This window comes from Pseudomonas sp. C9D1, from assembly GCF_056491235.1.
This window is the reverse complement of sequence record NZ_JBSZIE010000001.1, coordinates 1370486-1395381: the sequence shown is the minus strand read 5'-3', so window position 1 is coordinate 1395381 and position 24896 is coordinate 1370486. Positions and strand designations below refer to the sequence as shown.

General features: G+C 64.0%; 22 protein-coding genes. 6 read left to right on the top strand and 16 right to left on the bottom strand.

All coding sequences use genetic code 11. The features are described 5' to 3' along the window. Positions 1 to 90: 90 nt before the first annotated feature. A complete protein-coding gene (locus ACXI0U_RS06480) occupies positions 91 to 1014 on the top strand; it encodes an alpha/beta fold hydrolase (RefSeq protein WP_479549911.1) in 924 nt (307 codons plus the stop codon). A gap of 60 nt (positions 1015 to 1074) precedes the next feature. On the opposite strand, the gene ACXI0U_RS06475 is transcribed toward ACXI0U_RS06480, so the two are convergent. Together ACXI0U_RS06475 and ACXI0U_RS06470 are read right to left on the bottom strand one after the other, a co-directional pair. Continuing rightward, positions 1075 to 2004 (bottom strand): electron transfer flavoprotein subunit alpha/FixB family protein, encoded by a 930-nt coding sequence (locus ACXI0U_RS06475; RefSeq protein WP_021217590.1) that lies wholly within the window; start codon positions 2002 to 2004, stop codon positions 1075 to 1077. Further along, positions 2005 to 2754, bottom strand: coding sequence for an electron transfer flavoprotein subunit beta/FixA family protein (locus ACXI0U_RS06470; protein ID WP_031287067.1), 750 nt, complete (start codon positions 2752 to 2754; stop codon positions 2005 to 2007). It abuts the gene before it with no gap. A gap of 324 nt (positions 2755 to 3078) precedes the next feature. Between ACXI0U_RS06470 and ACXI0U_RS06465 the strand changes: the two genes are divergently transcribed. Then, positions 3079 to 4743, top strand: a complete 1665-nt coding sequence (locus ACXI0U_RS06465; protein ID WP_479549910.1) for an electron transfer flavoprotein-ubiquinone oxidoreductase — start codon at positions 3079 to 3081, stop codon at positions 4741 to 4743. A gap of 58 nt (positions 4744 to 4801) precedes the next feature. On the opposite strand, the gene ACXI0U_RS06460 is transcribed toward ACXI0U_RS06465, so the two are convergent. Both ACXI0U_RS06460 and ACXI0U_RS06455 read right to left on the bottom strand, forming a co-directional pair. Next, entirely contained in the window at positions 4802 to 5362 is a 561-nt protein-coding gene (locus ACXI0U_RS06460) for a DUF1285 domain-containing protein (RefSeq protein WP_479549909.1), read from the bottom strand. A gap of 10 nt (positions 5363 to 5372) precedes the next feature. Then, a complete protein-coding gene (locus ACXI0U_RS06455; RefSeq protein ID WP_031287068.1) occupies positions 5373 to 5975 on the bottom strand; it encodes a DUF4823 domain-containing protein in 603 nt (200 codons plus the stop codon). A gap of 409 nt (positions 5976 to 6384) precedes the next feature. Here ACXI0U_RS06455 and ACXI0U_RS06450 point away from each other — a divergent pair, with 409 nt between their 5' ends. The 4 genes from ACXI0U_RS06450 (at position 6385) to ACXI0U_RS06435 (ending at position 14264) form a co-directional block, all read left to right on the top strand. Beyond that, entirely contained in the window at positions 6385 to 6609 is a 225-nt protein-coding gene (locus ACXI0U_RS06450) for a PepSY domain-containing protein (RefSeq protein WP_479550033.1), read from the top strand. A 548-nt stretch (positions 6610 to 7157) separates the two neighbouring features. Further along, entirely contained in the window at positions 7158 to 11255 is a 4098-nt protein-coding gene (locus ACXI0U_RS06445; RefSeq protein ID WP_479549908.1) for a CHASE domain-containing hybrid sensor histidine kinase/response regulator, read from the top strand. A gap of 5 nt (positions 11256 to 11260) precedes the next feature. After that, complete coding sequence (locus tag ACXI0U_RS06440) at positions 11261 to 12247, top strand: GGDEF domain-containing response regulator (RefSeq protein WP_479549907.1); 987 nt, start codon at positions 11261 to 11263, stop codon at positions 12245 to 12247. 403 nt (positions 12248 to 12650) lie between these two features. Further along, positions 12651 to 14264 (top strand): methyl-accepting chemotaxis protein, encoded by a 1614-nt coding sequence (locus tag ACXI0U_RS06435; RefSeq protein ID WP_479549906.1) that lies wholly within the window; start codon positions 12651 to 12653, stop codon positions 14262 to 14264. 147 nt (positions 14265 to 14411) lie between these two features. Here ACXI0U_RS06435 and ACXI0U_RS06430 read toward each other — a convergent pair whose 3' ends face one another. From ACXI0U_RS06430 to fabD, 12 genes are all read right to left on the bottom strand, one after another. Next, the gene (locus ACXI0U_RS06430) at positions 14412 to 15380 is read right to left on the bottom strand and encodes a GTP 3',8-cyclase MoaA (protein ID WP_021217600.1); all 969 of its coding nucleotides are present in this window, start codon (positions 15378 to 15380) and stop codon (positions 14412 to 14414) included. Between the two features lie 86 nt (positions 15381 to 15466). Beyond that, positions 15467 to 16105 (bottom strand): TetR/AcrR family transcriptional regulator, encoded by a 639-nt coding sequence (locus ACXI0U_RS06425; RefSeq protein ID WP_021217601.1) that lies wholly within the window; start codon positions 16103 to 16105, stop codon positions 15467 to 15469. Between the two features lie 555 nt (positions 16106 to 16660). Continuing rightward, a complete protein-coding gene (locus tag ACXI0U_RS06420; protein WP_479549905.1) occupies positions 16661 to 17446 on the bottom strand; it encodes a TatD family hydrolase in 786 nt (261 codons plus the stop codon). A 66-nt stretch (positions 17447 to 17512) separates the two neighbouring features. Further along, a complete protein-coding gene (locus ACXI0U_RS06415) occupies positions 17513 to 17869 on the bottom strand; it encodes a PilZ domain-containing protein (protein WP_021217603.1) in 357 nt (118 codons plus the stop codon). A gap of 35 nt (positions 17870 to 17904) precedes the next feature. Beyond that, on the bottom strand, positions 17905 to 18891 hold the full coding sequence (locus ACXI0U_RS06410) for a DNA polymerase III subunit delta' (RefSeq protein ID WP_184489255.1): 987 nt from the start codon (positions 18889 to 18891) through the stop codon (positions 17905 to 17907). Next, positions 18884 to 19516: a dTMP kinase gene (gene tmk / locus ACXI0U_RS06405; RefSeq protein WP_479549904.1), complete on the bottom strand. Its 633-nt coding sequence runs from the start codon at positions 19514 to 19516 to the stop codon at positions 18884 to 18886. The genes ACXI0U_RS06410 and tmk overlap by 8 nt, the downstream gene beginning before the upstream one ends. Continuing rightward, entirely contained in the window at positions 19513 to 20568 is a 1056-nt protein-coding gene (mltG, locus tag ACXI0U_RS06400) for an endolytic transglycosylase MltG (protein ID WP_479549903.1), read from the bottom strand. Before mltG ends, tmk begins: the two co-directional genes overlap by 4 nt. Before the next feature lie 3 nt (positions 20569 to 20571). Further along, the gene (pabC, locus tag ACXI0U_RS06395) at positions 20572 to 21384 is read right to left on the bottom strand and encodes an aminodeoxychorismate lyase (protein WP_374980359.1); all 813 of its coding nucleotides are present in this window, start codon (positions 21382 to 21384) and stop codon (positions 20572 to 20574) included. Continuing rightward, a complete protein-coding gene (fabF, locus tag ACXI0U_RS06390) occupies positions 21384 to 22628 on the bottom strand; it encodes a beta-ketoacyl-ACP synthase II (RefSeq protein ID WP_031287073.1) in 1245 nt (414 codons plus the stop codon). Before fabF ends, pabC begins: the two co-directional genes overlap by 1 nt. Before the next feature lie 107 nt (positions 22629 to 22735). Then, complete coding sequence (gene acpP, locus ACXI0U_RS06385; RefSeq protein ID WP_016493661.1) at positions 22736 to 22972, bottom strand: acyl carrier protein; 237 nt, start codon at positions 22970 to 22972, stop codon at positions 22736 to 22738. 187 nt (positions 22973 to 23159) lie between these two features. Continuing rightward, positions 23160 to 23903, bottom strand: coding sequence for a 3-oxoacyl-ACP reductase FabG (fabG, locus tag ACXI0U_RS06380; protein WP_021217609.1), 744 nt, complete (start codon positions 23901 to 23903; stop codon positions 23160 to 23162). Positions 23904 to 23917: 14 nt separating this feature from the next. Beyond that, positions 23918 to 24856, bottom strand: a complete 939-nt coding sequence (gene fabD / locus ACXI0U_RS06375; protein ID WP_184489251.1) for an ACP S-malonyltransferase — start codon at positions 24854 to 24856, stop codon at positions 23918 to 23920. Positions 24857 to 24896: the final 40 nt, after the last annotated feature.

Below are 24896 nucleotides of genomic sequence, written 5' to 3'. Positions count from 1 at the left end.
GGTTTGGGCAATGCGCGCACGGCGCTGCATCTCTCTAGCGTCATGCTAGCTTAGGCGAACTGCAATAATTTTTTGCGATAAGGACGCGCCATGAAAAAACTGCTTATCGGACTTGTGATGTTGCTGGCAGCGCTGGCCGCCACCCTGTACTTCTCCCCTGCCGCCCTGATGGCCACGGCGCGCTTCGTGGAGTGCCAGCTGGCGGGGCTTTCCGCCCACAGCACGACAGTCGGCGACCTGGATATAGCCTATTACGAAGGCGGCCCGGCCAGCGGCGAGACTCTGGTCATGGTCCATGGCTTCGGTGCCAACAAGGACAACTGGCTGCGCATGGCGCGGCACTTCACCGACCGCTACCGCGTGATCGCCCTGGACCTGCCCGGCTTCGGCGACAGCAGCAGGCCGGCCGGCAGCTACGACGTCGGCACCCAGGCCGAGCGGCTGGCCTCCTTCATCGCCACCCTGGGCGCTGGCAAGGTGCACCTGGTGGGCAATTCCATGGGCGGCCACATCGTCGCCCTCTACGCCGCGCGCTACCCGCAACAGGTGCGCTCGCTGGCGCTGTTCGACAACGCCGGTGTCACCGCCCCGCACAAGAGCGAACTGTACGAGCGACTGGAGCGCGGCGATGCCAACCCGTTGATCGTGGGCTCGGTCGCGGACTACGACCAGCTGATGGACTTCGTCTTCGTCGAGAAACCGCCGATGCCCGGTTCGCTGAAGCGCTACCTGGCCGAACAATCGATAGCCAACCGCGAGCATTACCAGCAGGTCTTCCAGCACCTGGTGCAGCGCTACGTGCCGCTGGAGCCGGAGCTGCCGAAGATCACCGCCCCGACCCTGCTGCTTTGGGGCGACCGGGACCGGGTGCTGGATGTGTCGAGCATCGAGGTGATGAAACCTCTGCTGGGCAAATCCAGCGTGGTGGTGATGAAGGATTGCGGCCACGTGCCGATGATCGAGCGCCCGGCCGAAACCGCCGCGCACTACCAGGCCTTCCTCGATTCCCTGTGATTTCGCAGGCAATAAAAAACCCGCTCGATGAGCGGGTTTTTCATGGGTGCGGAAACTGGATCAGACCAGTTTTTCCAGCTCCGGTACGGCTTCGAACAGGTCAGCCACCAGGCCGTAGTCAGCCACCTGGAAGATCGGGGCTTCTTCGTCCTTGTTGATCGCGACGATGACCTTGGAGTCCTTCATGCCCGCCAGGTGCTGGATGGCACCGGAGATGCCGACCGCGATGTACAGCTGCGGAGCGACGATCTTGCCGGTCTGGCCAACCTGCATGTCGTTCGGCACGAAGCCGGCGTCGACAGCGGCGCGGGACGCACCGACGGCAGCGCCCAGCTTGTCGGCCAGGGCGTACAGGTGCTTGAAGTTGTCACCGTTCTGCATGCCACGACCGCCGGAAACGACGATCTTGGCAGCGGTCAGTTCCGGACGGTCGGACTTGGCCAGCTCTTCGCCCACGAAGGCGGACTTGCCAGCGTCGCTACCGGCACCGACGGCTTCGATGGCAGCGGAACCGCCTTCAGCGGCAACCGGGTCGAAACCAGTGGTACGCACGGTGATGACCTTGACCGAAGCCGAGGACTGCACGGTGGCAATGGCGTTGCCGGCATAGATCGGGCGCTTGAAGGTATCGGCGCTTTCGACCGCGATGATCTCGGAGATCTGGTCGACGTCCAGCTGGGCGGCAACGCGCGGCAGGAAGTTTTTGCCGTTGGTGGTGGCGGGAGCCAGGATGTGGCTGTAGCCCTTGCCCAGTTCGGCGATCAGCGGCGCGACGTTTTCCGGCAGCTGATGGGCGAAGGCGGCGTTGTCGGCAACCAGGACCTTGGAAACGCCAGCGACCTTGGCAGCGGCTTCGGCAGCAGCGCCGACACCGGCACCAGCGACCAGGACGTGGATGTCGCCACCGATCTTCTGGGCAGCGGCAACGGTGTTCAGCGTGGCAGCGGCCAGGGCGGCATTGGTGTGTTCAGCGATAACCAGGATAGTCATTTAGATTACCTTCGCCTCGTTCTTCAGTTTCTCGACCAGTTCAGCCACGGACTTGACCTTGATGCCGGCGCTGCGGGCAGCAGGCGCTTCGACTTTCAGGGTCTTGACGGTGGAAGCGGTGGAAACGCCCAGGGCGTCCGGGGTGACCACGTCCAGCGGCTTTTTCTTGGCCTTCATGATGTTCGGCAGCGACGCATAGCGCGGCTCGTTCAGGCGCAGGTCGGTGGTAACGATAGCCGGCAGGTTCAGGGCTACGGTCTGCAGGCCGCCGTCGATCTCACGGGTGACGTTGACCTTGTCGCCAGCAACTTCGACCTTGGAAGCGAAGGTGCCCTGGGCGTAGCCGGTGAGGGCGCCGAGCATCTGGCCGGTCTGGTTGTTGTCGCTATCGATGGCCTGTTTGCCAAGGATCACCAGCTGGGGCTGTTCCTTGTCGGTAACGGCTTTGAGCAGCTTGGCCACGGCCAGGGAGCTGAGCTCTTCTGCGCTCTCGACCAGGATGGCACGATCGGCACCAAGAGCCAGGGCGGTACGCAGCTGCTCTTGAGCAGTGGCCGGGCCGATGGTGACGACGACGATCTCAGTCGCCACGCCCTTTTCCTTCAGACGGACGGCTTCTTCCACGGCGATTTCGCAGAAGGGGTTCATCGACATCTTGACGTTGGCGAGGTCGACGCCGGAGTTGTCCGCCTTGACGCGAACCTTGACGTTGTAGTCGACCACTCGTTTGACAGCTACAAGAACCTTCATGGATTCCTCGTTACTCTCCGGTGAATAAGAATGTCGCCAAGGACGAGCCTCTGGCGGGTGATGCTCGTCGGCCGGAACCGACGGTCAGCCCATACGGCGAGCGCAAAACCGCCCGTATCTTGACCGTAACGCCTATTCCGGTCAATACGGGAAAATACCCCGCCATAAGCCGCAGAGCCTTATCCTATCAGGCTTCTACAAAATTCAAACAAACGTTTGTATTGGACCCGCCAAAGGGTGTGGATATAATGCGCCAGCTCTGGCCAGGGATCGAGCCTAGCCCTCCCTTATAAAATATCGAAGAGAGCCTTGAGGAGAATGACTGTGGAACGCGAATACATGGAATTCGACGTCGTCATCGTCGGTGCCGGCCCTGCGGGCCTGTCCGCTGCGTGCCGACTGAAGCAAAAGGCCGCCGAAGCTGGTCAGGAGATCAGCGTATGCGTGGTCGAGAAAGGCTCCGAAGTCGGTGCCCACATTCTCTCGGGTGCCGTGTTCGAACCGCGCGCTCTGAATGAACTGTTCCCTGACTGGAAAGAGCTTGGCGCCCCGCTGAACACTCCGGTCAAGCGCGACGACATCTATATGTTGAAAGATGCCGAAGGCGCCATCAAGGTTCCTGGCCTCTTTGTGCCGAAAACCATGCACAACGAGGGCAACTACATCATCTCCCTGGGCAACCTGTGCCGCTGGCTGGCCCAGCAAGCCGAAGGCCTGGGCGTTGAAATCTACCCGGGCTTCGCTGCCCAGGAAGCCCTGATCGATGAGAACGGCGTGGTCCGCGGCATCATCACCGGCGACCTCGGCGTGGATCGCGAAGGCCATCCGAAGGAAGGCTACTACACCCCCGGCATGGAACTGCGTGGCAAGTACACCCTGTTCGCCGAAGGCTGCCGTGGCCACATCGGCAAGCAGCTGATCAAGAAGTACAACCTGGACTCCGACGCCGACGCCCAGCACTACGGCATCGGCATCAAGGAAATCTGGGACATCGACCCGGCCAAGCACGAGCAGGGCCTGGTGGTGCACACCGCCGGCTGGCCGCTGTCGGTCATGGGCACCGACAACACCGGTGGCTCCTTCCTTTATCACCTGGAGAACAACCAGGTGGTGGTCGGCCTGATCATCGACCTGTCCTACTCCAACCCGCACCTGTCGCCCTTCGACGAATTCCAGCGCTACAAGCACCACCCGGTGATCAAGCAGTACCTGGAAGGCGGCAAGCGCGTCGCCTACGGCGCCCGCGCCATCTGCAAGGGCGGCCTGAACTCGCTGCCGAAGATGGTCTTCAAGGGCGGCGCCCTGATCGGCTGCGACCTGGGCACCCTGAACTTCGCCAAGATCAAGGGCAGCCACACCGCCATGAAGTCCGGCATGCTGGCGGCTGACGCCGTGGCCGAAGCGGTACTGGGCGGCAAGGAAGGCGGCGACGAGCTGACCACCTACGTCGAGGCGTTCAAGGCCAGCTGGCTGTACGACGAGCTGTTCCGCAGCCGTAACTTCGGCCCGGCCCTGCACAAGTTCGGCCCGGTCATCGGTGGCGGCCTGAACTGGCTCGACCAGAACATCTTCGGCGGCAAGATCCCCTTCACCCTGCACGACACCGTGCCGGACTACGCCTGCCTGAAGAAGGCCAGCGAAGCGCCGAAGATCAACTACCCGAAACCCGACGGCAAACTCAGCTTCGACAAGCTGAGCTCGGTATTCCTCTCCAACACCAACCATGAAGAGGAACAACCCTGCCACCTGAAGCTCACCGACCCGAGCATTCCGGTTGCCCAGAACCTGCCGCTCTATGACGAGCCTGCGCAGCGTTACTGCCCGGCTGGCGTGTACGAGATCGTGACCCAGGAAGACGGCGAGAAGCGCTTCCAGATCAACGCGCAGAACTGCGTCCACTGCAAGACCTGCGACATCAAGGACCCGGCCCAGAACATCACCTGGGTGGCGCCGGAAGGCACCGGGGGCCCGAACTACCCCAACATGTAAACGCGACAAACGAAAAAGGCCCCTCGGGGCCTTTTTTGTTGCCTGCGAAAAGCCCCTGTCAAGGCTCCTCGCCAATGGGGAAGAACTGCCCGCCGGACCAAACGCCCAGCCAGTTGCGGCCGTCGATCTCGCGCACCACGGCCAACTCCACCAGTTGGTAGAAGACATTGCGATGGATCAGCGCTTCCAGGTTGGTGCGCACATGCACATAGGGCGCCGGCTCCAGGGTCACCGGGTCGGTCTCGACGCGGATCGGGTGCTCGGCGCCCGCCTCCACCTCGTCTTCCACGTTGGTGACGAAGCGCAACACCTGCCCCTCGCCCTCCCCGCTCACCTCGACGCTCACCGCCACGAAGGGTGCGTCATCGACCGTGATGCCGACCTTCTCCACCGGCGTGACCAGGAAGTAGTCGTCACCATCGCGGCGGATGATGGTGGAGAACAGCTTGACCATCGGCTTGCGGCCGATGGGCGTGCCCAGGTAGAACCAGGTGCCGTCGCGGGCGATGCGCATGTCGATATTGCCGCAGAAATCGGGGTTCCACAGGTGCACCGGTGGCAGCCCCTTCTCCTTGGGGATCTGCGCCAGCAGGTCGCCGGCCTTGCCCGGGTCGTTCATCACATCCTCCTCAGCGGCCCAGCCCCATGAGGCTGCGCGCGTATTGTCTCAACGGCGGCCCGATCAGGTCTTCGGGCTTCTGGTCATGAAAGGTGAACAGGCCACCCCGGTGGGTGATCCGTGCCGTGTCCACCAGATAGCGGTTACCGGTTTCGATCAGCATCAACTGGATGACGCCGTTATCGACACCGAGCCGATCCACCGCCTCCTGATCCTCCCACTCCTCCACCGTGCCGATACGGTCATCGGCATCGGCGAAACGGCTGTAGAGCAGGTAGTTGGCACCCAGCGAACGGGCCTCGCTCATGGCCTGCTCGAGGCTCACCGGCTGGCTTGCACGACGCACCAGCGGGAAGTATTCGACGAAGCCCTTGAAGGCCTCTTCGGCCACCACGTTGGGCTTGGTGCGGGTCCCGCCCTGCGGGGAAAAACTGCTCTGGGCGATGTAGATGAACGAATCCGGCTGCAGCCGCCAGGACATGGAGCGATAGGTCTCGCTGTGGTCCAGCAGCCCGGCATCGCTCATCTGCTCGCGAGCGCCCAAGGTCATGTCGCTGACCTTCATGCAGCCCCCAAGGGCCATCAGCGCCAGCAACAGCATCAAACTACGCATTCTCGATCCTCCACGGCCGGCGACGAAAAACCGGCACTTGGCGCAACGATGCAGCTTCCGCGCCATCACGTACTCCGCCGCCAATCCGAGCTGCCCAGTGCCCGGCACACGCCCTCGAGCGCCTGCCAGCGCGTCCGCGCAAGCCGCTCCCGCGCGTTGCGGCCCTGCGACAGGGTGCGCAGCGGGCGTTCCATCCAGGGCACGGCACCGTCGAAACCCTGGCGCGAATCGGCGTCTGCAAGAGCTGACCCCGGGAGCCAGGAGAAATTCAGGCAGGACAGCCTCCATCAACCGCGCCTGAATGTCGATATCGCGCCCCTCAAATCCCTTGAGCTTCGGCGCGCGGAGTGAGGCCTCCCAACGCCATCAAGGACTTCATCATGCGCTACCTGCTGCTTCCCGCCCGCTCATCGCCAGCAACGCGGCCCTCGCCTTCCCCAGTGCACCACCGCCGAACGCTTCACCTGAACAACTCCAGGCACCGCTGAAGGAACAGGGCTACCCGATCGACACGTTCAAGATCACGCCCGGCAACTGCTATGGGATCTACGGCTTCGACAAGGACAAGCGCAAGGCCGAAATCTATCACGCCCCGGTCACTGGCCAACCGGTCACGAGCCGGGTGGAAAACTGATGGGCGGGGCGACCATCCGGCTCTGGGGCCCCGTCGTCCTCCTGTTCCATGCCTCGGTCGCCAGCGCCTTCTTCGCCAACCACCTGCTCACCGAAGAAGGCAACGCCTGGCACACCAGGCAGGGCGAGCAGCTCCAGCTCCGCGCGCCCGGGTACCCCTGCAGGTGCAGGTCCGGGGAGGCGTGGCGCTCCCCCAGGCTGCCGAAGTGAAGCGGGAACAACGACTCCCATTGCGAATGGATCATGTCTGGCTGCCAACGTGCGTTTCGATGGGGCGAGTACTCGCAACCAATCCGAATGGAGCCTGAAGCGGGCCCGAGTCGACGGCAGGCCGGCTGCAGGTGACGTCACTCGCCGGGAAGCCAGGCCAAGGGCCATCTATAGTGAGAAGGCAACAGCGAGTCGGCGTCCTCTCCATAGAGCGAATGATGTCACCGTGATACTGGACATAAGCACGCTGGCGCCTTTACGGAAAAAGACAGGAAAGTCAGGGCTCGATGCGCGCCGCCAAGGTCGTCTCGACCTCTAACCGGCGTGAGACTCGAGTGGATGAAGGCAAAGTCATGGATTCACATCGCCATCTGGATGGCAGCGGTACTGCTCTCGGGCCTGCTGCTCAGCGCGCTGGCCAGTTTCCAGCAGGTCCGGTCCATCGACGACCACGTGCAGCAGGCCCTGAAGGATGAAAGCCGAGAGGTCGAAGGCGACCTCATGTCGCGCCTGCGCATCTACGAGTTCCGCCTCAGGGGCTGGCGCGGCGCCATCCACATGTTGGGCATTGACAACGTCACCCTCGACCTGTTCACCCGCTACAGCCGGGCCCGCAATCTCCAGGAAGAATTCCCCGGGGCCCGCGGTTTCGGTTTCATCCGCCGGGTCAAGGTCAACGAGGAGGCGGACTTCCTGCGCCGGGTCAGGGCCGATGGCCAGCCGAACTTCACCCTGCACCAGTTCGCCCCCTTCCAGGGCGAGCGCTACGTGATCCAGTACATCGATCCGCCGGAGGTCAATATCGAAGCCATCGGCCTGGACATCGCCTCCGAGCCCCTGCGCCGGATCGCCGCGCAGCGCTCGATGCTCAGCGGCAAGGCCACGCTCACCGCCCCCATCACCTTCGTCAACGAATCCAGGAAGGCCTATCGCTCCTTCCTGTTCCTGCTGCCCGTCTACAGCACCCCGGATACCCCTGCCGATCTCCCGTCCCGCCATGAGGAAATCCTCGGATGGAGTTATGCCCCCCTGGCGATGAGCGAGGTGATGACCGACCTCGACCTGCCCGTGGACAGCCTCCACCTGGCGATCTACGACAAGACCGACGCCCCGCAGCGCAAGCTCATCTTCGAGACCCACCACCAGAGCCCGGATGGCGAGCTGGTCCAGACCTACAGCTTCGAACGCGAGGTCTATGGGCGGACCTGGCTGTTCCAGGTCAGCGCCCACGCGGCGTTCGTCGAGTCCCTGGACCCCGTGCACCCCGCCAGGGTGTTCGTGGTCGGGCTGCTGGCCAGCCTCCTGCTCACCGGCATGGTCGGCACCCTGCTGCTGTCACGCCAGCGCCAGCACCAGGTGATGGCCGGCCAGGCGCGGCTGGCGACCATCGTCGAGAATTCCAGCGACGCGATCATCGGCGAGGCGCTGGATGGCCGGATCATCACCTGGAACCGTGCTGCCGAGCAGATGTTCGGCTACACCGAGGCAGAGATCCTCGGCCGCCCCCTCGCCCCCCTGCTGGTCCCGCTGGAACGCCTGGCCGAGGACGAAGCGCTGCTCGAACGGGTGGCACGCGGGGAACGCGGCCCGACGCTGGAGACCCAGCGCCTGCACAAGGAGGGTCGCCTGATCGATGTGACCATCACCTGCAGCCTGATCCGCGAGGCCGACGACAGCATCCTCGGCGCGGCGAAGCTGATGCATGACATCAGTGACCGCAAGCGCGCGGAGAACTACCTGCGCCAGTTCAACGCCAACCTCGAGCAACAGGTCAGCGAACGCACCGCCGAGCTCTCCCGGGTCGCGGGCCTGCTGCAGGCGGTGCTCGACGCCTCGTCCGAGGTGTCCATCATCGCCGTGGACATGCAGGGCGAGATCGTCGTCTTCAACCGGGGCGCGGAACTGCTGCTGGGCTATACCGCCGCCGAGATGATCGGCCTCCGCAATCCCCTGGACTTCCACCTGCCGGAGGAAGTCCAGGCACGCGCGGCCGAGCTCAGCCGCGAATACGGCCGCCCCATCGAGGGGATGGAGGTGTTCCGCTGCAAGCCCGACGAGCAAGGGGCGGAAACGCGCCAGTGGACCTATATCCGCAAGGACGGCTCGCAGATCCAGGTGTCCATGGTCATCACCTCCATCCGCACGGAGAGCGGTGCGCTCATCGGCCACCTGGGCATCGCCCAGGACATCACCGAACGCCTGCGCAGCAGCGCCGAACTCCACGCCGCCAAAGCCTCGGCCGAAAGCGCCAACGCCGCCAAGAGCCTGTTCCTGGCGAACATGAGCCACGAGATCCGCACCCCTATGAATGCGGTCATCGGCATCGCCCACCTGTTGCAGGGCACGCGCCTGGACGGACAGCAGCAGAACCTGCTCGGCAAGCTGCAGATCGCCGGGCGCTCCCTGCTGGGGATCATCAACGACATCCTCGACATCGCCAAGATCGAGGCCGGCGAGATGCTTCTGGAGAACAGCCCGTTCCGCCCGCGCCGGCTGTTCGGCGACCTCGCCGAACTCTTCGCGCCCCAAGCCGAAGCCAAGGGCCTGCGGTTCGCGGTCAGGGCCGACGAGTTGCCCGAGCAACTCACAGGCGATGCATTGCGCCTCAACCAGATCCTCATGAACCTGGTCGGCAACGCCCTCAAGTTCACCGCCTCGGGCGGTATCGAGGTCAATGTCGAGTGCACCCGCGAGACCGATGAGCGCTGCTGGCTCCGCATCAGTGTCCAGGACACCGGCTGCGGCATCGATGCCGAAGTGATCGAACGGCTGTTCTCCCCCTTCACCCAGGCAGACACCTCCACCACCCGCCGCTTCGGCGGCACGGGGCTGGGCCTGTCGGTGGTACGCGGCCTGGCCGAGAAGATGGGCGGAACGGTCGGTGTGCGCAGCACCCTCGGGGCGGGCAGCGAATTCTGGGTACGCCTGCCGTTCAACCGGGTCAGCGACGACCAGGCCTTGTCGGAAGCCGCGTCCAGCCTGGACGTGCTGGTGGTCAGCCAGGACGAGGGCGAACGCCAGCGTCTCACCCAGTTGTGTCGCTCCCTGGGCTGGCGAGCCACCCCATTCTTCAGACGGGAAGACCTGCTCGAACACCTCGGACAACGGCTCGCAGGCCGCCATCCACTGGCCGACGTACTGCTACTCGACCACTTGGCCGGCGACGATGTGCTGGAGACACTCGAACAGCTCAGGGCGCTGCTGGGACGCGAACGCATGCCCAGCAGCGTGGTGTTCTCGGCGCCACGGACATCGGCTGCACCCACCCTGGAAGATGCACTGGTGGACCATTACGCCCGAACGCCACTGGACGGCTCCGATCTCTACAACGCCATCGCTGCCGCCAGCCTCAGGCATCCCAACGGCCACGGCGAGAAACTGATCCACGCCACCGAGCTGGACATCACCCAGGCCCGGTGGCTGGAGGGCATAAGGCTGCTGCTGGTGGATGACAGCGACATCAACCTCGAGGTGGCCAGTCTCATGCTTCAACAGCAGGGCGCCGAGGTGCAGACCTGCATGAATGGCCGCCAGGCGCTGGATTGTCTGCGCGAGGACACCACCGCCTTCGATGTCGTGCTAATGGACCTGCACATGCCGGAAATGGACGGGTTCGAGGCCACCCGCCGACTGCGTGGCGAACTCGGCCTGCAACGACTCCCCGTGCTCGCCCTGACCGCCGGAGCGTTGCCGGAAGAGCGTCGCCAGGCCAAGGCGGCCGGAATTGACGAGTTCCTCAGCAAACCCCTGGAACCCAAGGTACTGATCCGCGCCATCCGCCGCGCGGTCCAGGACTCCCGGGGCGCTCCCCTACCCATACGTCCGATCGAGACGCCCACCGGGCCTTCCCGCCCATGGCCGACGATAGAAGGCATCGATACCGTTGAAGTCGCCCAGCGCATGAGTCACGACCTGGAGCTGTTCAACTCCTCGCTGCGGCGGCTGTTCAGCGAGTTCCGCGAATTCCGCGACGACGAGGCGACCCAGCGACGCCTTCAGGACGACCCGCCCGGGCTGACAGCGCGCCTGCACAAGCTCAGAGGGTCGGCGGGGATGCTCGGTGCCCGGTGCCTTCACAAGCTTGCAGGTGAGGCGGAGACCCTGCTACGGATCGACCCCGACGCCCCAAACCTGCCGACACTGCTCGGGCGCTTGGTGGAGGCCTATCTAGAACTCGAACGCCAGACGAACGTCGAGGAGATCACCCTCCCCCGCAGCGACGCGGACCATCTGGCAGCGGGCCCCGCGCTGGCGAGGCTGATCGACCACCTGCGCGACCACGACATGGCCGCGCTGGAGCAGTTCGCCCAGGCATGCCCCGCCATCCAGGTTTCGAGCCAGGCACTGGCCGAACAGGTCTGGCAGGCGATCGACAACCTGGACTTCGAGCAGGCGCTGCACCTGCTCGAATCCGCAGGCCTCGTGGCCAAGGAGTGACACCCATGGACTACACCCCCTCCCTGCTGATCGTGGATGACGACACCTCGGCGATCCGCATCCTCAGCAAGGCGATCGGCCGTCTCGGCAAGGTCCGCTTCGCCACCAACGGCCCCGATGCACTCCGGGCGGCACAGGAGGAAAGGCCCGACCTGGTCCTGCTGGATGCCGAAATGCCCGGCATGGGCGGCTTCGAGGTCTGTGAACGGATGAAGACCGAAATGGAATTGCGCGACGTCCCGGTCATCTTCATCACCAGCCATACCGAGGCGAGCATGGAGGAAGCGGGCCTCGCCCTGGGCGCGGTGGACTTCATCGGCAAGCCCATACGCCCCGCCATCGTCCATGCGCGGGCGAAGACGCACCTGCACCTGAAGCTGGCCATGGACCGGCTCAACCTGCTGGCGCAAACCGACGGCCTGACAGGCCTGGCCAACCGCCGCTTCCTCGATCAGAACATCGAACGCGAATGGCTGAGGACACGCCGCAACGGGCAGCCCTTCTCGTTGCTGCTGATGGATATCGACTACTTCAAACGCTACAACGACCGTAACGGCCACTTGCAGGGCGACCAGTGCCTGATCGCCGTCGCCCATGCCCTACGCGCCAGCATCAACAGGCCCGCCGACCTAGTGGCCCGCTATGGGGGTGAAGAGTTCGCCGTGCTGTTGCCCGAAACCGACCATGTCGGCGCCTGCCGCATAGCCGAACAACTGGGGGACGGTGTCAGGCACTTGAATATCCCTCATCTCGACAGCCCCCACGGGAAAGTGACTGTTTCAATCGGCGTCGCCAGTTTCGATGAAGAAAGTCCCAGTTGGCCGCATACCAGTGAGAGCAATGAAGTCGCACCGGATATCGCAAGGCTTCTCGAATTTTCGGATGCCGCCTTATATGAGGCCAAGGAAGCGGGCCGGGATTGCAGTCGTTTCAGGAACATCGAACTTGCAGCGTTATTGCCAGCGAGTGGTTCGGGTATCAAGAAAGGCTAGCGGTGTAAGGATCACAAGGGCCTGGATGATTACACGCGCTGTTGAAATCGCCGATGCGGCACAGCTCGACAAGACAGGCCCTGCGCAATAGAGCGCTACCCGCAATCAATAACGGCAAGCAAATTCCAGTGCAAATTATTATCGATAACTCAACCAGCAACTAAAGTCTGATACCGCCTGTCGCCAATAAAAACACAGTAAGAACAGGCGGAAATTCGATAAAAGCACTTTGCCATCAATTCCCTGCAAACAGGAACTTGCTGTCGCTGTAACGACAACGACTAATTGTCGCCTACTTGAATTCACGCACTTTTCACAAGAAGCTCGTTAAACATCCGCCCATGACCTAAAACTTCTATCGGGCACACACATCGCTACACCCGTGCAACTTGGGGAGATCATCATGCTGATTCGCTCGTTACGTGTCTCCACCCGTATCAATGCCGGCTTTGCGGTGCTGATCACCTTGTTGATGCTGGTCGGGGGCGGCTCCCTGATGCAGATGCACCAGATGCATGACAGCTCCCAAGCGGTCGATGGAAACTGGCTGCCCAGCATCGTCGCGATCAGCCACATGGACGAGGCAACCCTCCAGCTTCGAGCCTCCACGCTGCGGGCCCTGGTGACATTCGATGAAGCAGCCAAGGCCCGCCTCGTCACAGACGAAGCCACACTGCAAAAAGCCCAGGACACCTACAGCAAACTGATTTCGAGCGACGAGGAGCGGAAGCTCTTCGATCGCTATGTCGAGCACCTGCGCGGCTACCTGGAGGTCCGCCGCGCAGTGGTACAACGCTTGGCAGCCGATGAGCGGGAAGCAGCCGAGTCGATCGTGACCACCAGGCTCAATGAACTGGGAGCTGCACTCGGCACCGATCTCCAAGCATTGATGGAAATCAATGAGGAGGGCGCGAGTCAGGCCTCCGCAGCCAGTAGCTCAGCCTTCGAGCGCGCCATTGCGCTGGTGGGTTTGATCCTCGCTGGGGCCGTCGGCCTGGCCGTCATCCTTGCCCTCCTCCTCTCGCGCAGCATCGTGCGGCCGCTGAACCAGGCGGTCGAAGTGGCGAGCCAGGTATCCCAGGGCGACCTGAGCCGTGACATTCCGGTTGAAGGGCACGACGAGGCGACCTCCCTCATGAGCGCCCTGCGCGGCATGCAGCAGAACCTGCGGCAGACCATCAGCCTCATCGCCGACTCCTCCACCCAACTCGCCTCGGCCTCCGAGCAACTGCATGCGGTGACCGAAGACACCAGCCGGGACCTCCTGCGGCAGAACCAGGAAATCGAGCAGGCGGCCACGGCCTGCAACCAGATGAGTGCGGCGGTGGATGGGGTGGCCCACAACGCGGCTACGACCATGGACGCTTCGCGCCAGGCCGACACCGCCACGCGCCATGGCCGCGAGCAGGTGGGTGAGACAGTGCGCTCGATCAACGCCCTGGCGACCGACGTGACCGGCAGCGCCGAGCGTGTCGAGAAGCTCGCCCGGCAGATGCAGGACGTCGGCAAGGTGCTCGACGTGATCCGCTCGATCGCCGAGCAGACCAACCTGCTGGCCCTCAACGCCGCCATAGAGGCCGCCCGTGCCGGCGAGCAGGGGCGCGGCTTCGCGGTGGTGGCCGATGAGGTTCGCCTGCTGGCACAGCGCACCCAGCAATCCACCCAGGAAATCGAGCAGATGGTTAACCAGCTGCAGCAGGAGGCCAGCGCCACCGTCGCCACGATGCAGGGCAGTTCGCGCCTCGCCCAGACAACGGTGGACCTCGCCCAGGCCGCCGATGGCAGCTTGGGCGACATCGCCCGGACCATCGCCTCGATCAACGAGCAGAACGTCCAGGTGGCCAGCGCTGCCGAACAGCAGGCCGCTGTAGCACGCGAGGTCGACCGCAGCCTGGTCAACATCCGCGACCTGTCCACCCAGACCTCGGCGGGAGCCAGCCAGACCCGCTCCTCCAGCCAGGACCTGTCGCGCCTGGCCGTGGAGCTCAAGTCCGCCGTCGCCTCGTTCCGCCTGTGACGAGTCATATGCCGCCGGAGAATCACCGTCTCGATGGCGATGCGTTCCTGACTTCGGGGCGCTGCTGGTGGTCCAGGCGGACGACGAACGCAATCTCACGACCCGAATCGCCCGAGCTGCGTTTAACGGCACAGGGCGTACGGGCGCTCAGCCGCCAATGATCTTCATGACGGTGACGCCGCCGGAGAAGGCGATGTCCTGCTTGTCCGCCAGAGCCTTCACCAACAGCCGCTGCAGCCCGGGCAGGGCCTGGTGGCGCGGCTTCTCCAGCAGGTCGCCGACGTAGTGGCGGTTGCTCGACGACAGGCAGCCATGCAGCCACCCCGTTGAAGACAGGCGCAAGCGCGAACAGGTGCGGCAGAACGGCACGCTTTCGTTGGCGATGATGCCGAAGTGGCCGAGGCCGGGTATCTGGTAGCGCAGCGCGGTGGCATCCACCGGCGCTTCGGCCTGGACGAATTCGTGGCGTTCGCCGATCAGGGCGAGCAGTTCGTCGAGCCCGATGAACTGTTGCTGGAAGCCGACGCCATCGCGGGCCAGGTGGCCCATGCGCATCAGCTCGATGAAACGCAGCTCGAAACCGTTTTCCAGGCAGTACTCCAGCAGCGGCAGGACCTGATCGAGGTTCTGCCCGCGCAGGGGCACCATGTTGAGCTTGATCTTCAGCCCCGCCGCTTTCGCATCGGCCAGCCCCTGCAGCACGGTCTTCAAATCGCCGCCACGGGCGATGCCACGGAAGGCGTCCGCATCGAGGGTGTCCAGGGAAACGTTGATACGGCGGATACCGCAATCGACCAGCAACGGCAGCTTGCGCGAGAGCAACTGGCCATTGGTGGTGAGGCTGATGTCGTCGAGGCCGAGGCAGCTGACGCCACGAAGGAAGTGGTCGAGCTTGGGGCTCACCAGCGGCTCGCCACCGGTGATGCGCAAACGCTCGATGCCGGCGGCTTCCATCAGGTAGGAGACACCGCGCACCATGGCCTCGGCGGAGAGCTCGTCCTGCGCCGCGACCAGGCGCTTGCCATCCGGCACGCAGTAGGTGCAGGCGTAGTTGCAGGCGGCGGTAAGGCTGATGCGCAGGTTGCGGAAGCGCCTGCCTTGGCGGTCGACGATCATGGGGCGCTCCGACGGGGGACAGGGCGCAGTATATCGCTGCGCCCCATCCTGTCCCATGGCTTAGCAGCCGGGACCAGAAGGATCACTCAGCCCGATGGCGCGTCATTCTCGCGCTTGCGCTTGTTGCCCATGCGCACGCCGATGTCCATGAGGAACTGGAAGAAGCCTTCCTGATCTTCCAGGACGTTGCTCCAGAACGGCGAGTGGTAGAGCGCCACGGCGCCATGCACCAGGGCCCAGGCTGCGCAGTAGTGGAAATAGGGCGGCACGTCTTCCAGCTTGCCTTCGGCGATGCGGCCCTTGATCAGCTGGGTCAGGCGCTCGAAGTTGGAGGCACGGATCTTGTGCAGCTGTTCGACCATCTCGGGCACCTGGCTGTTCTTCACCACCTTCTCTTCCAGGCGGTCGAACAGGCGGTAGCGCTGCGGGTCGCGCATGCGGAACTCGAAGTAGGCGCGCGACAACGCTTCCTTGTCACGGTCCACGTCCGCGGAATGCAGCAGCTCGTTCAGGTCACGCTCGTAGTCGAGCATCAGGCGCAGGTAGATCTCCGCCTTGGACTTGAAGTGCTTGTAGATGGTGCCTTTGCCGATGCCCACCGCGTCGGCGATCATCTCGACGGTGACGCTGTCTTCACCCTGCTCGAGGAACAGTTTCAGAGCGGTGTCGAGGATTTCCTGCTCGCGGCGGCGAAACTCACGGACTTTACGGGGTTCTTTCTGCATAAAGGGACTGTAGGGTCAAAAATCAAGCCGGGTATTATGCCTAACTAGCGCCAAAATGCACGGATCATCCGACTATGAGCCTATTGCCAGATGGGTTCTGCATGTTTCAGCCCCCTGTTATAAGGCCGAAAACCGCGAACCAGAAGGGTTTCAGGGGTTACACGGGTGAACGCCTAGCCATCAGGCAGTGGGCTTTCAAGCCGTCTCCCCGCCCTACTTACGCAAAAAGAACTGAGCTCCTGCAGCAATCCGGGGTGCGACCATTGAGCGCAGCCCGGTCAGGAACAGGCGGAGCCGTCATACCCAGGTGCCAACCCTGCAAGCAGACGCTTGAGGACTCAGCCGCCTTCCGCGTATTCCAAATCTGTTTAAAAAACGAGCAGCGGCATCTGGACGCAGGGGGATATTGACCAATACTCAAATGACTGGCGTGCGGCATCTCCCCCCAAGTGCCCCGTCAGTCGAGGTACCGAGGATCGCGTACCTTTGTTTTACTCCTAATGGTCTTGACCCGGATTCATCCCCCAGAACCCGGGTTTTTTTTGCCCGCGAGTTTTAGCCCGCCAGGCGCGCCAGGGGGAACAGGCGCTGGAAGTTCTCAGTGGTCTGCTCGGCGAAGCGCTCGAACTCCACCCCACGCAGCTGTGCGAGGAACTCGGCGACCTTCCGCACGTACTCGGGCAGGTTGGGCTTGCCGCGATGCGGAATGGGCGCGAGGTAGGGCGAGTCGGTTTCCACCAGCAGGCGGTCGGCCGGCACCTGCCGGGCGACTTCGCGCAGCGCTTCGGCGTTGCGGAAGGTGACGATGCCGGAAAGCGAGATGTAGAAGCCGATATCCAGCGCCGCCTTGGCCATCTCCCAATCCTCGGTGAAGCAATGCAGCACACCCGCCTGGGGCAACGCCGCCTCGCGCAACAGCGCCAGGGTATCGGCACGGGCCTCGCGGGTGTGCACGATCACCGGCTTGCCGGTGATGCGCGCGGCTTCCAGGTGGAGACGGAAGGCCTGTTGCTGCAGTTCGGCGGCTTCGGGCTCGTAGTGGTAATCGAGGCCGGTTTCACCGATGGCGGCGACGCGGGGGTGATCCAGCTCGCCCAGTAGCCAATCCAGTGCAGGCGCTTCACCGGGAGCGAGGTCGAGCGGGTGGACGCCGACCGAGCAGTGCACATCGGCGTAGCGACTGGCCAGGTCCTTGACCGCAGCGGCGTTGTCGGCGCTGACGCCGATGCAGAGGAAATGCCCGACGCCACGGGCGCGTGCAGCATCCAGCGCCGCATCGAGGGAACCGCCATGGGCGGCAAGATCGAGGCGATCGAGGTGACAGTGGGAATCGACCAGCATGTTTCGGATCACTTGAACGTCAGGGGAGGCGCCGACCGGAGTCGACGCGGCGGGCGGGAGCCCTTCTTACATGGTGTGGGTCGGGCGGTCCGACTTGAGGGCGCCGGCGAGGTAGGTCTCGATCTTGTTGCGAGCACCGGTGTCGCCATCGTTGAACTGTACGCCGATACCGGCGGCACGGTTGCCTTGCGCCCCCTTGGGGGTAATCCAGACGACCTTGCCGGCCACCGGGATTTTTTCCTGCTCGTCCATGAGGTTGAGGAGCATGAACACTTCGTCGCCGAGCTTGTAGCTCTTGTTCGTCGGGATGAACAGGCCGCCGTTCTTGATGAAGGGCATATAGGCGGCATACAGCACGGACTTGTCCTTGATGGTCAAGGACAGAATCCCGTTACGCGGGCCCAGATTGGGTGGCAGGCTCATGCGGCTTTCCTGGCTAGCTGGCTCAGCGGTGGATTCTAGCCCGGTCCGGGCAGGCTTGCCCACTGCACCAGCAAGGCTTCGAGAAGCAAGACACGGTTGAGGTTGGCCTTGCCGAGCACCTTCTGCCGCTGCTGCAGCAACCAGTCCTGGAACGCCAGCACCTTGTGCTGGGGCGCCTTGTCGGCGAGGTACTGGACCACCTTGCGCATATCGGCCAGGCCCAGGCCTTGCTCGTCATGGGTCAGCTGGTAGCGCAGCATCAGTTGCGCCCAGTCGCAGAACCAGTCGAACAACAGGATCAGCGGCACCGCGTTCCAGCCTTCGGCCAGTGCGCTCGCCCCCACCTGTTGCTTGATCAGTTTCTTCACCCCATCCACCACCTGGGCGCGCTGCTCGAGCACGGCCTGCCCATGCAGACGCTGGGCGGTAAGCGGCGAACCACCCGCCAGCACCAGCAGGTCACGGCGGATCTGTTCGTCGGTATCCGGCAGTGCGCGCGCGAGCCAGGCCAGGCTGTCGGCCTCACCCGGCAACGGGCAGGCCTGCTGTACGCAACGGCTCTTGATGGTGGGCAGGAGGCGGCTGGGCTGGTGGCTGATGAGCAACAGCACGGTGTCGCCCGACGGCTCCTCAAGGCTTTTCAGCAAGGCGTTGGCGGAGTTCAGGTTCATGGCCTCGGCCGGCTCCAGAAGCACCACCTTGCGCCCGCCAAGCTGCGCCGTTTGCACGACGAAGCCAACCAGCTCACGAACCTGATCGACCTTGATCGCCTTGTCCGCTTCTTCCGGCTCCAGCACGAAGTTATCCGGGTGGGTGCCGGCGGCCAGCAGGTAGCAGGACTTGCACTGCCCGCAGGCATCCAGGCCCTGGGGCTTCTGGCACAGCAGACGCGCCATCAGGCGCTCGGCCAGGGCGCGCTTGCCGATACCGGCGGGCCCGTGCAGCAGATAGGCATGGGCGTGACGCGGCCGACCGGCCAGGTGCTGCCAGAGGGATTCCTGCCAGGGATAGGCTTCAGCCACGGCAACGCTCCAGCAGTTCGGGCAGCAAGGCCTCCAGGGCCTCCTGCACGCTCACCAGGGAGGCGGCGGCGTCGAGTACGTGGTAACGCTGCGGGGCAGCAGCGGCGCGCTGCAGGTAGGTCTGGCGCACCGCCTCGAAGAACCCACGGTCCTCCTGCTCGAAGCGATCCAGGCGGCCACGGGCAGCAGCGCGACTGAGGCCGACGTCCACCGGCAGGTCGAAGACCAGGGTCAGGTCCGGGCGCAGCTCGCCCTGGACGAAGGCTTCCAGTTGCGCGATGCGCTCCACCGGGAGCCCGCGACCACCGCCCTGGTAGGCGTAGGTGGCATCGGTGAAGCGATCACAGAGCACCACCTGGCCACGGGCCAGGGCCGGGCGGATGACGCCGGCGATGTGCTGGGCACGGGCGGCGAACATGAGCAGCAGCTCGGTATCGGCGGCCATGGCCTCGTCACTGGGTGCCAGCAGCAGCTCGCGGATGCGCTCGGCGAGGGGCGTACCGCCAGGCTCACGGGTCAGCACTACATCGACGCCATGGTTGCGCAGGCGTTCGGCGAGGAAGTCGCGGTTGGTGCTCTTGCCGGCCCCTTCGGGGCCTTCGAGCGTAATGAACAGACCGCTCACGGGGTGTCCTTGTTGGTAGTGGGCGCGGGGCTGGACCGGTAGTCCGCCCGTCGCTTCAACTGATATTCGCGCACCGCCTGGTTGTGGGCGGCGAGCGACTCGGAAAATACATGGCTGCCGTCGCCACGGGCGACGAAGTAAAGGCTCTTGCCTTCCACCGGGTGCATGGCGGCATGGATGGCCTCACGCCCGACCATGGCGATGGGCGTCGGCGGCATGCCGGCGATCACGTAGGTGTTGTAAGGCGTGGCCTCGCGCAGGTGGGCGCGGGTGATCCTGCCGGCATAGCGCTCGCCCAGGCCGTAGATGACGGTGGGGTCGGTCTGCAGCAGCATGCCCATCTGCAGGCGCCGCACGAAGACGCCGGCGATCTGCCCGCGCTCGCTGGGTACGCCGGTTTCCTTCTCCACCATCGAGGCCATGATCAGTGCCTGGTAGGGATCGGCATAGGGAAGCTTGTCCGCGCGCTTTTCCCATTCGTCCTGCAGCACCTGCTCGAGGCGTTGATGCGCCTGCTTGAGCAGGTCGATGTCACGCATGCCGCGCACATAGCGGTAGGTGTCGGGGAAGAAACGCCCCTCGGGATGCTGGCCCTCCAAGCCAAGGCGCTTCATCAGCTCGTCGTCGCTGGCGTCGGCCAGGGTCTGTTCCAGCTTCACCTGCTTGGCCAGGGCCGTGCGCAGTTGGCGGAAGTTCCAACCCTCCACCAGGGTCAGGCTGTACTGCACCACCTCGGCACGCTGCCAGAGACCAAGCAGTTGTGCAGCGTTCATCCCCGGCGCCATGCGGTATTCGCCGCTGTGCAAGGATTGGCCCGCGAGGTTGAAGCGCCAGTATTGGCGCAGCCAGAAGGCCCCTTGAATGACCCCCTCCTCTTCCAGTCGATTGAGCAAGCCACCAGGGGTCGAGCCGGCCGGCACGTCGAGCAACTGCTCTTCGGTCAGCACGAGTGGCTGCTCCAGGGCTTCACGCTGCTGCCAACCGGCAAACGCGAACACGAGGCCGCCGAGGATCAGGCCACTCTGCAGCAGCACGAGCAATTTGCGTATCACGAATCAGCTATCCAGTAGGTCGCGGGCAAGGGCCTGCAGTTTACGGGTGAGCGGCCCGACCGACCAGTCGTGACCCGCGAAGCGGCGCACGGGCCAGACGCCGTAGAGGCTGTTGCAGAGGAAGACTTCATCGGCCGCGAGCAGTTCCTCGTAACCGATGTCGCGCACCTGGGTGGCGATGCCCTGGTCAGCCGCCTGCTCCAGCAACTCCGCGCGCATCACCCCGGCGACCCCGCTGCGCCCGAGATCGGCGGTCAGGAGTACACCCGCGCGGACTATGAAGAGGTTGCTGAAAACCCCTTCGATGACCCGCCCGGAAACGTCGCGCATCAGGCCTTCGGCGAAGCGCGCATCCTGCCACTCGGCACGGGCCAGAACCTGTTCCAGCCGGTTGAGGTGCTTGAGCCCGGCGAGCAACGGCTGCTCGGCCAGGCGAGTGACGCAGGGGAATAATTCGATGCCCTGCTCGGAGTGACCTTCGGGATAGGCGGGATAGGGGCTGCCCATGAGGATGCGCCGTGGCGGCGTACCTGGCAGTGCATAGCCGCGCAGGCCATCACCGCGGGTCACCATCAACTTGGCAACGCCCTCACCGAGCTGGGCAGAGAACGCCAGCAGCTCCTCACGCACGAGGTTGAGGTCAAGATCGAAGGACAAACGCCGCACGCCTTCGGCAAGGCGCGCGAGGTGACGCTCCAACAGGCCGGGCCGACCACCGCGTACGGCGATGGTCTCGAACAGGCCATCGCCGTAGGCCAGGCCACGGTCCTTGAGGGACAGTGACCCGGCCGGGCGGCCGTCGACCCAGCTCTGCATCAGTCGGCGAACCGACGGAATACCAGGGAGCCGTTGGTGCCACCAAAGCCGAAGGAGTTGGACAGCACCACGTCGATCGGCATGGAGCGGGCTTCGTGGGGCACGAAGTCGAGGTCGCAGCCCTCGTCCGGGTCGTCCAGGTTGATGGTCGGCGGCGCCACCTGATCACGGATCGCCAGCACGCTGAAGATCGCCTCGACGGCACCGGCCGCACCCAGCAGGTGGCCGGTCATGGATTTGGTGGAGCTCACCGCAACCTTGTAGGCGTGGTCGCCGAACACGCTCTTCACCGCCGCTGCTTCAGCCTTGTCGCCAGCCGGAGTGGAGGTGCCATGGGCGTTGATGTACTGCACCTGGTCGCCGTTCAGGCCGGCATCACGCAGGGCATTGTGCATGCAGCGGGCGGCACCGGCGCCGTCTTCCGGCGGCGAGGTCATGTGGTAGGCGTCGCCGCTCATGCCGAAGCCGACCAGCTCGGCATAGATGGTGGCGCCACGGGCCTTGGCGTGCTCCAGCTCTTCGAGGACCAGCGCACCGGCGCCGTCGGACAGCACGAAGCCATCACGGCCACGGTCCCAGGGGCGGCTGGCTGCAGCCGGGTCATCGTTGCGGGTGGACAGTGCACGGGCAGCACCGAAGCCACCCAGCCCCAGGCCACAGGCCGCCATCTCGGCGCCACCGGCGACCATCACGTCAGCTTCGCCGTAGGCGATGTTGCGCGCGGCCATGCCGATGCAGTGGGTGCCGGTGGTGCAGGCGGTGGCGATGGCGTAGTTCGGTCCCTGGATACCCAGGTGGATCGACAGGAAGCCGGACACCATGTTGATGATCGAGCCCGGCACGAAGAACGGCGAGATACGCCGCGGCCCCTGCTCGATCAGCGATTTGCAGTTGTTCTCGATGTTGGTCAGGCCACCGATCCCGGAGCCCATGGCAACGCCGATGCGCTCACGGTTGGCATCGGTTACTTCCAGCCCGGAATCGCGCATAGCCTGGAAGCTGGCAGCGAGGCCGTACTGGATGAACAGGTCGAGCTTGCGAGCTTCCTTGGCGGACAGGTACTGCTCGACATCGAAGCCCTTCACCGAACCACCGAAACGGGTGGTGTAGGCGGAAAGGTCCATATGCTCGATCAGGCCGATGCCACTGCGGCCAGCCAGAATTCCTTGCCAGCTGTCCGGGACGTTGTTGCCCAGCGGCGACAGCATGCCCAGGCCAGTGATCACGACGCGTCTACGCGACACAGCGCTCTCCTCTATCTTTTTCTACACGGCGGTTGGATGACGCTTAAAGAAAAGCCGCACGACCTTGGAGGTCGTGCGGCTTTTCCGAGTCGGGAATCGACGATTACTTATTGCGCGTGCGCGTTGATGTAATCGATAGCTTCCTGAACGGTGGTGATCTTCTCAGCTTGCTCGTCCGGGATCTCGGTCTCGAATTCCTCTTCCAGAGCCATCACCAGCTCAACGGTGTCAAGGGAGTCGGCGCCCAGGTCTTCGACGAAGGAAGCGCTATTGGTTACTTCGTCTTCTTTAACGCCCAGTTGCTCGGCGACGATTTTCTTGACGCGTTCTTCGATGGTGCTCATACCTTGTTTTCACTCCTATGGAAAAATCCGTGCAGCTTGGGCTGCAGTGTATAGAAAGGGTTTTCCGCATTTCAAGCGGGATGCCAACCCCTCCAGGCCCTGTCTGGACCCGTCCATAACCCAATTGCACTTATGTACCGGATTTTAGACAGCTCCTATGACAGTTTCCTGAAGGGAATCGTCACATTCAGCTCATGTACATGCCGCCGTTCACAGGGATAGTAGCTCCGGTGACGTAGGATGCGCTATCGGATGCGAGGAATGCGACCACCTTTGCGATCTCCTCGGCCTGCCCCAGACGCCCCAGCGGAATCTGCCCCAGCAGTGCATCGCGCTGGGCTTCCGGCAGTTCACGGGTCATGTCGGTATCGATGAAACCGGGCGCCACCGAGTTCACGGTGATGGCGCGGGAGCCGACTTCGCGGGCCAGGGCCCGACCGAAGCCTTCCAGGCCGGCCTTGGCGGCGGCGTAGTTAACCTGCCCGGCGTTGCCCATGGCACCTACCACCGAACCGATGTTGATGATGCGCCCCCAGCGAGCCTTGGTCATGCCACGCAGCACGGCCTTGGATAGGCGATAGAGGCTGTTGAGGTTGGTGTTGATGACGTCGAACCACTCGTCATCCTTCATGCGCAGCATCAGGTTGTCGCGGGTGATACCGGCGTTGTTCACCAGGATCAGCGGCTGGCCAAGGTGCTGCTGGATGTGTTCGAGGGTGCTGGCGACGGATTCGTCATTGCTCACATCGAGCACCAGGCCGGCGCCTTCGACGCCGTTTTCCTTGAGGTATTCGGCGATACGCTCGGCACCGCTCGGGGTGGTGGCGGTGCCGATGACGACAGCCCCCATGCGACCCAGCTCCAGCGCGATGGCCTGGCCGATACCACGGCTCGCACCAGTGACCAGGGCGACCTTACCTTGCAGACTCATAGTCTTCTCCTTGCTCAGGCCAGCGCAGCGCGAGCGGCTGCGAAGGCGTCGGGGGTATCCAGATTGTGCGTGCCAATGCCTTTCACGCAGCGCTTGTTCAGGCCAGAGAGAACCTTGCCGGGACCACACTCGACCAGCTCGGTCACACCCTGCTCCGACAGGCGAACGATGGACTCCACCCAGCGGACCGGGCTGTACAGCTGGGCCAACAGGTCGCCCTTGAGAGAGCCGAGATCAGCCACGACGGCGGCACTGACGTTCTGCACCAGCGGAATCTGCGGCGCTTGCCAGGCAATGGCTTCGACCGACTCGGCGAAGCGTTCGGCCGCCGGGCGCATCAGCGCACAGTGGGACGGCACGCTGACCGGCAGCGCCATGGCGCGCTTGGCGCCACGGGCCTTGCAGGCCTCGATGGCGCGCTCGACGGCGACGGCGCTGCCGGCGATCACTACCTGGCCCGGGGCGTTGAAATTGACCGCGCTGACCACGTCACCTTGCGCAGCTTCGGCGCAGGCGGCCAGTACGTCGGCATCTTCCAGGCCGAGGATCGCAGCCATGCCGCCCTGCCCCGCCGGAACGGCCTGCTGCATGAGCTGGCCACGACGCTCCACCAGCTTCACCGCATCGGCGAAACCCAGGCTGCCGGCAGCGACCAGCGCCGAGTATTCACCCAGGCTGTGACCGGCGACATAAGCCGGGCGGGCACCGCCCTCGGCCAGCCACAGACGCCAGAGTGCGATGGACGCAGTGAGGATGGCCGGCTGGGTTTTGTCGGTCTGGTTCAGCTGCTCTTCCGGGCCCTGCTGGGTCAGTGCCCAGAGGTCATAACCCAGGGCCTCGGAGGCCTCGGCGAAGGTATCCAGGACCAGCTTCTGCGAAGCGCCGTGCTCAGCCAGCATGCCCAGGGACTGGGAGCCTTGACCGGGGAAAACGAATGCGAGGGATGCGGACATCGGAACTATTCCCTTGTTTGCCTTGATCGATGTACAGGAA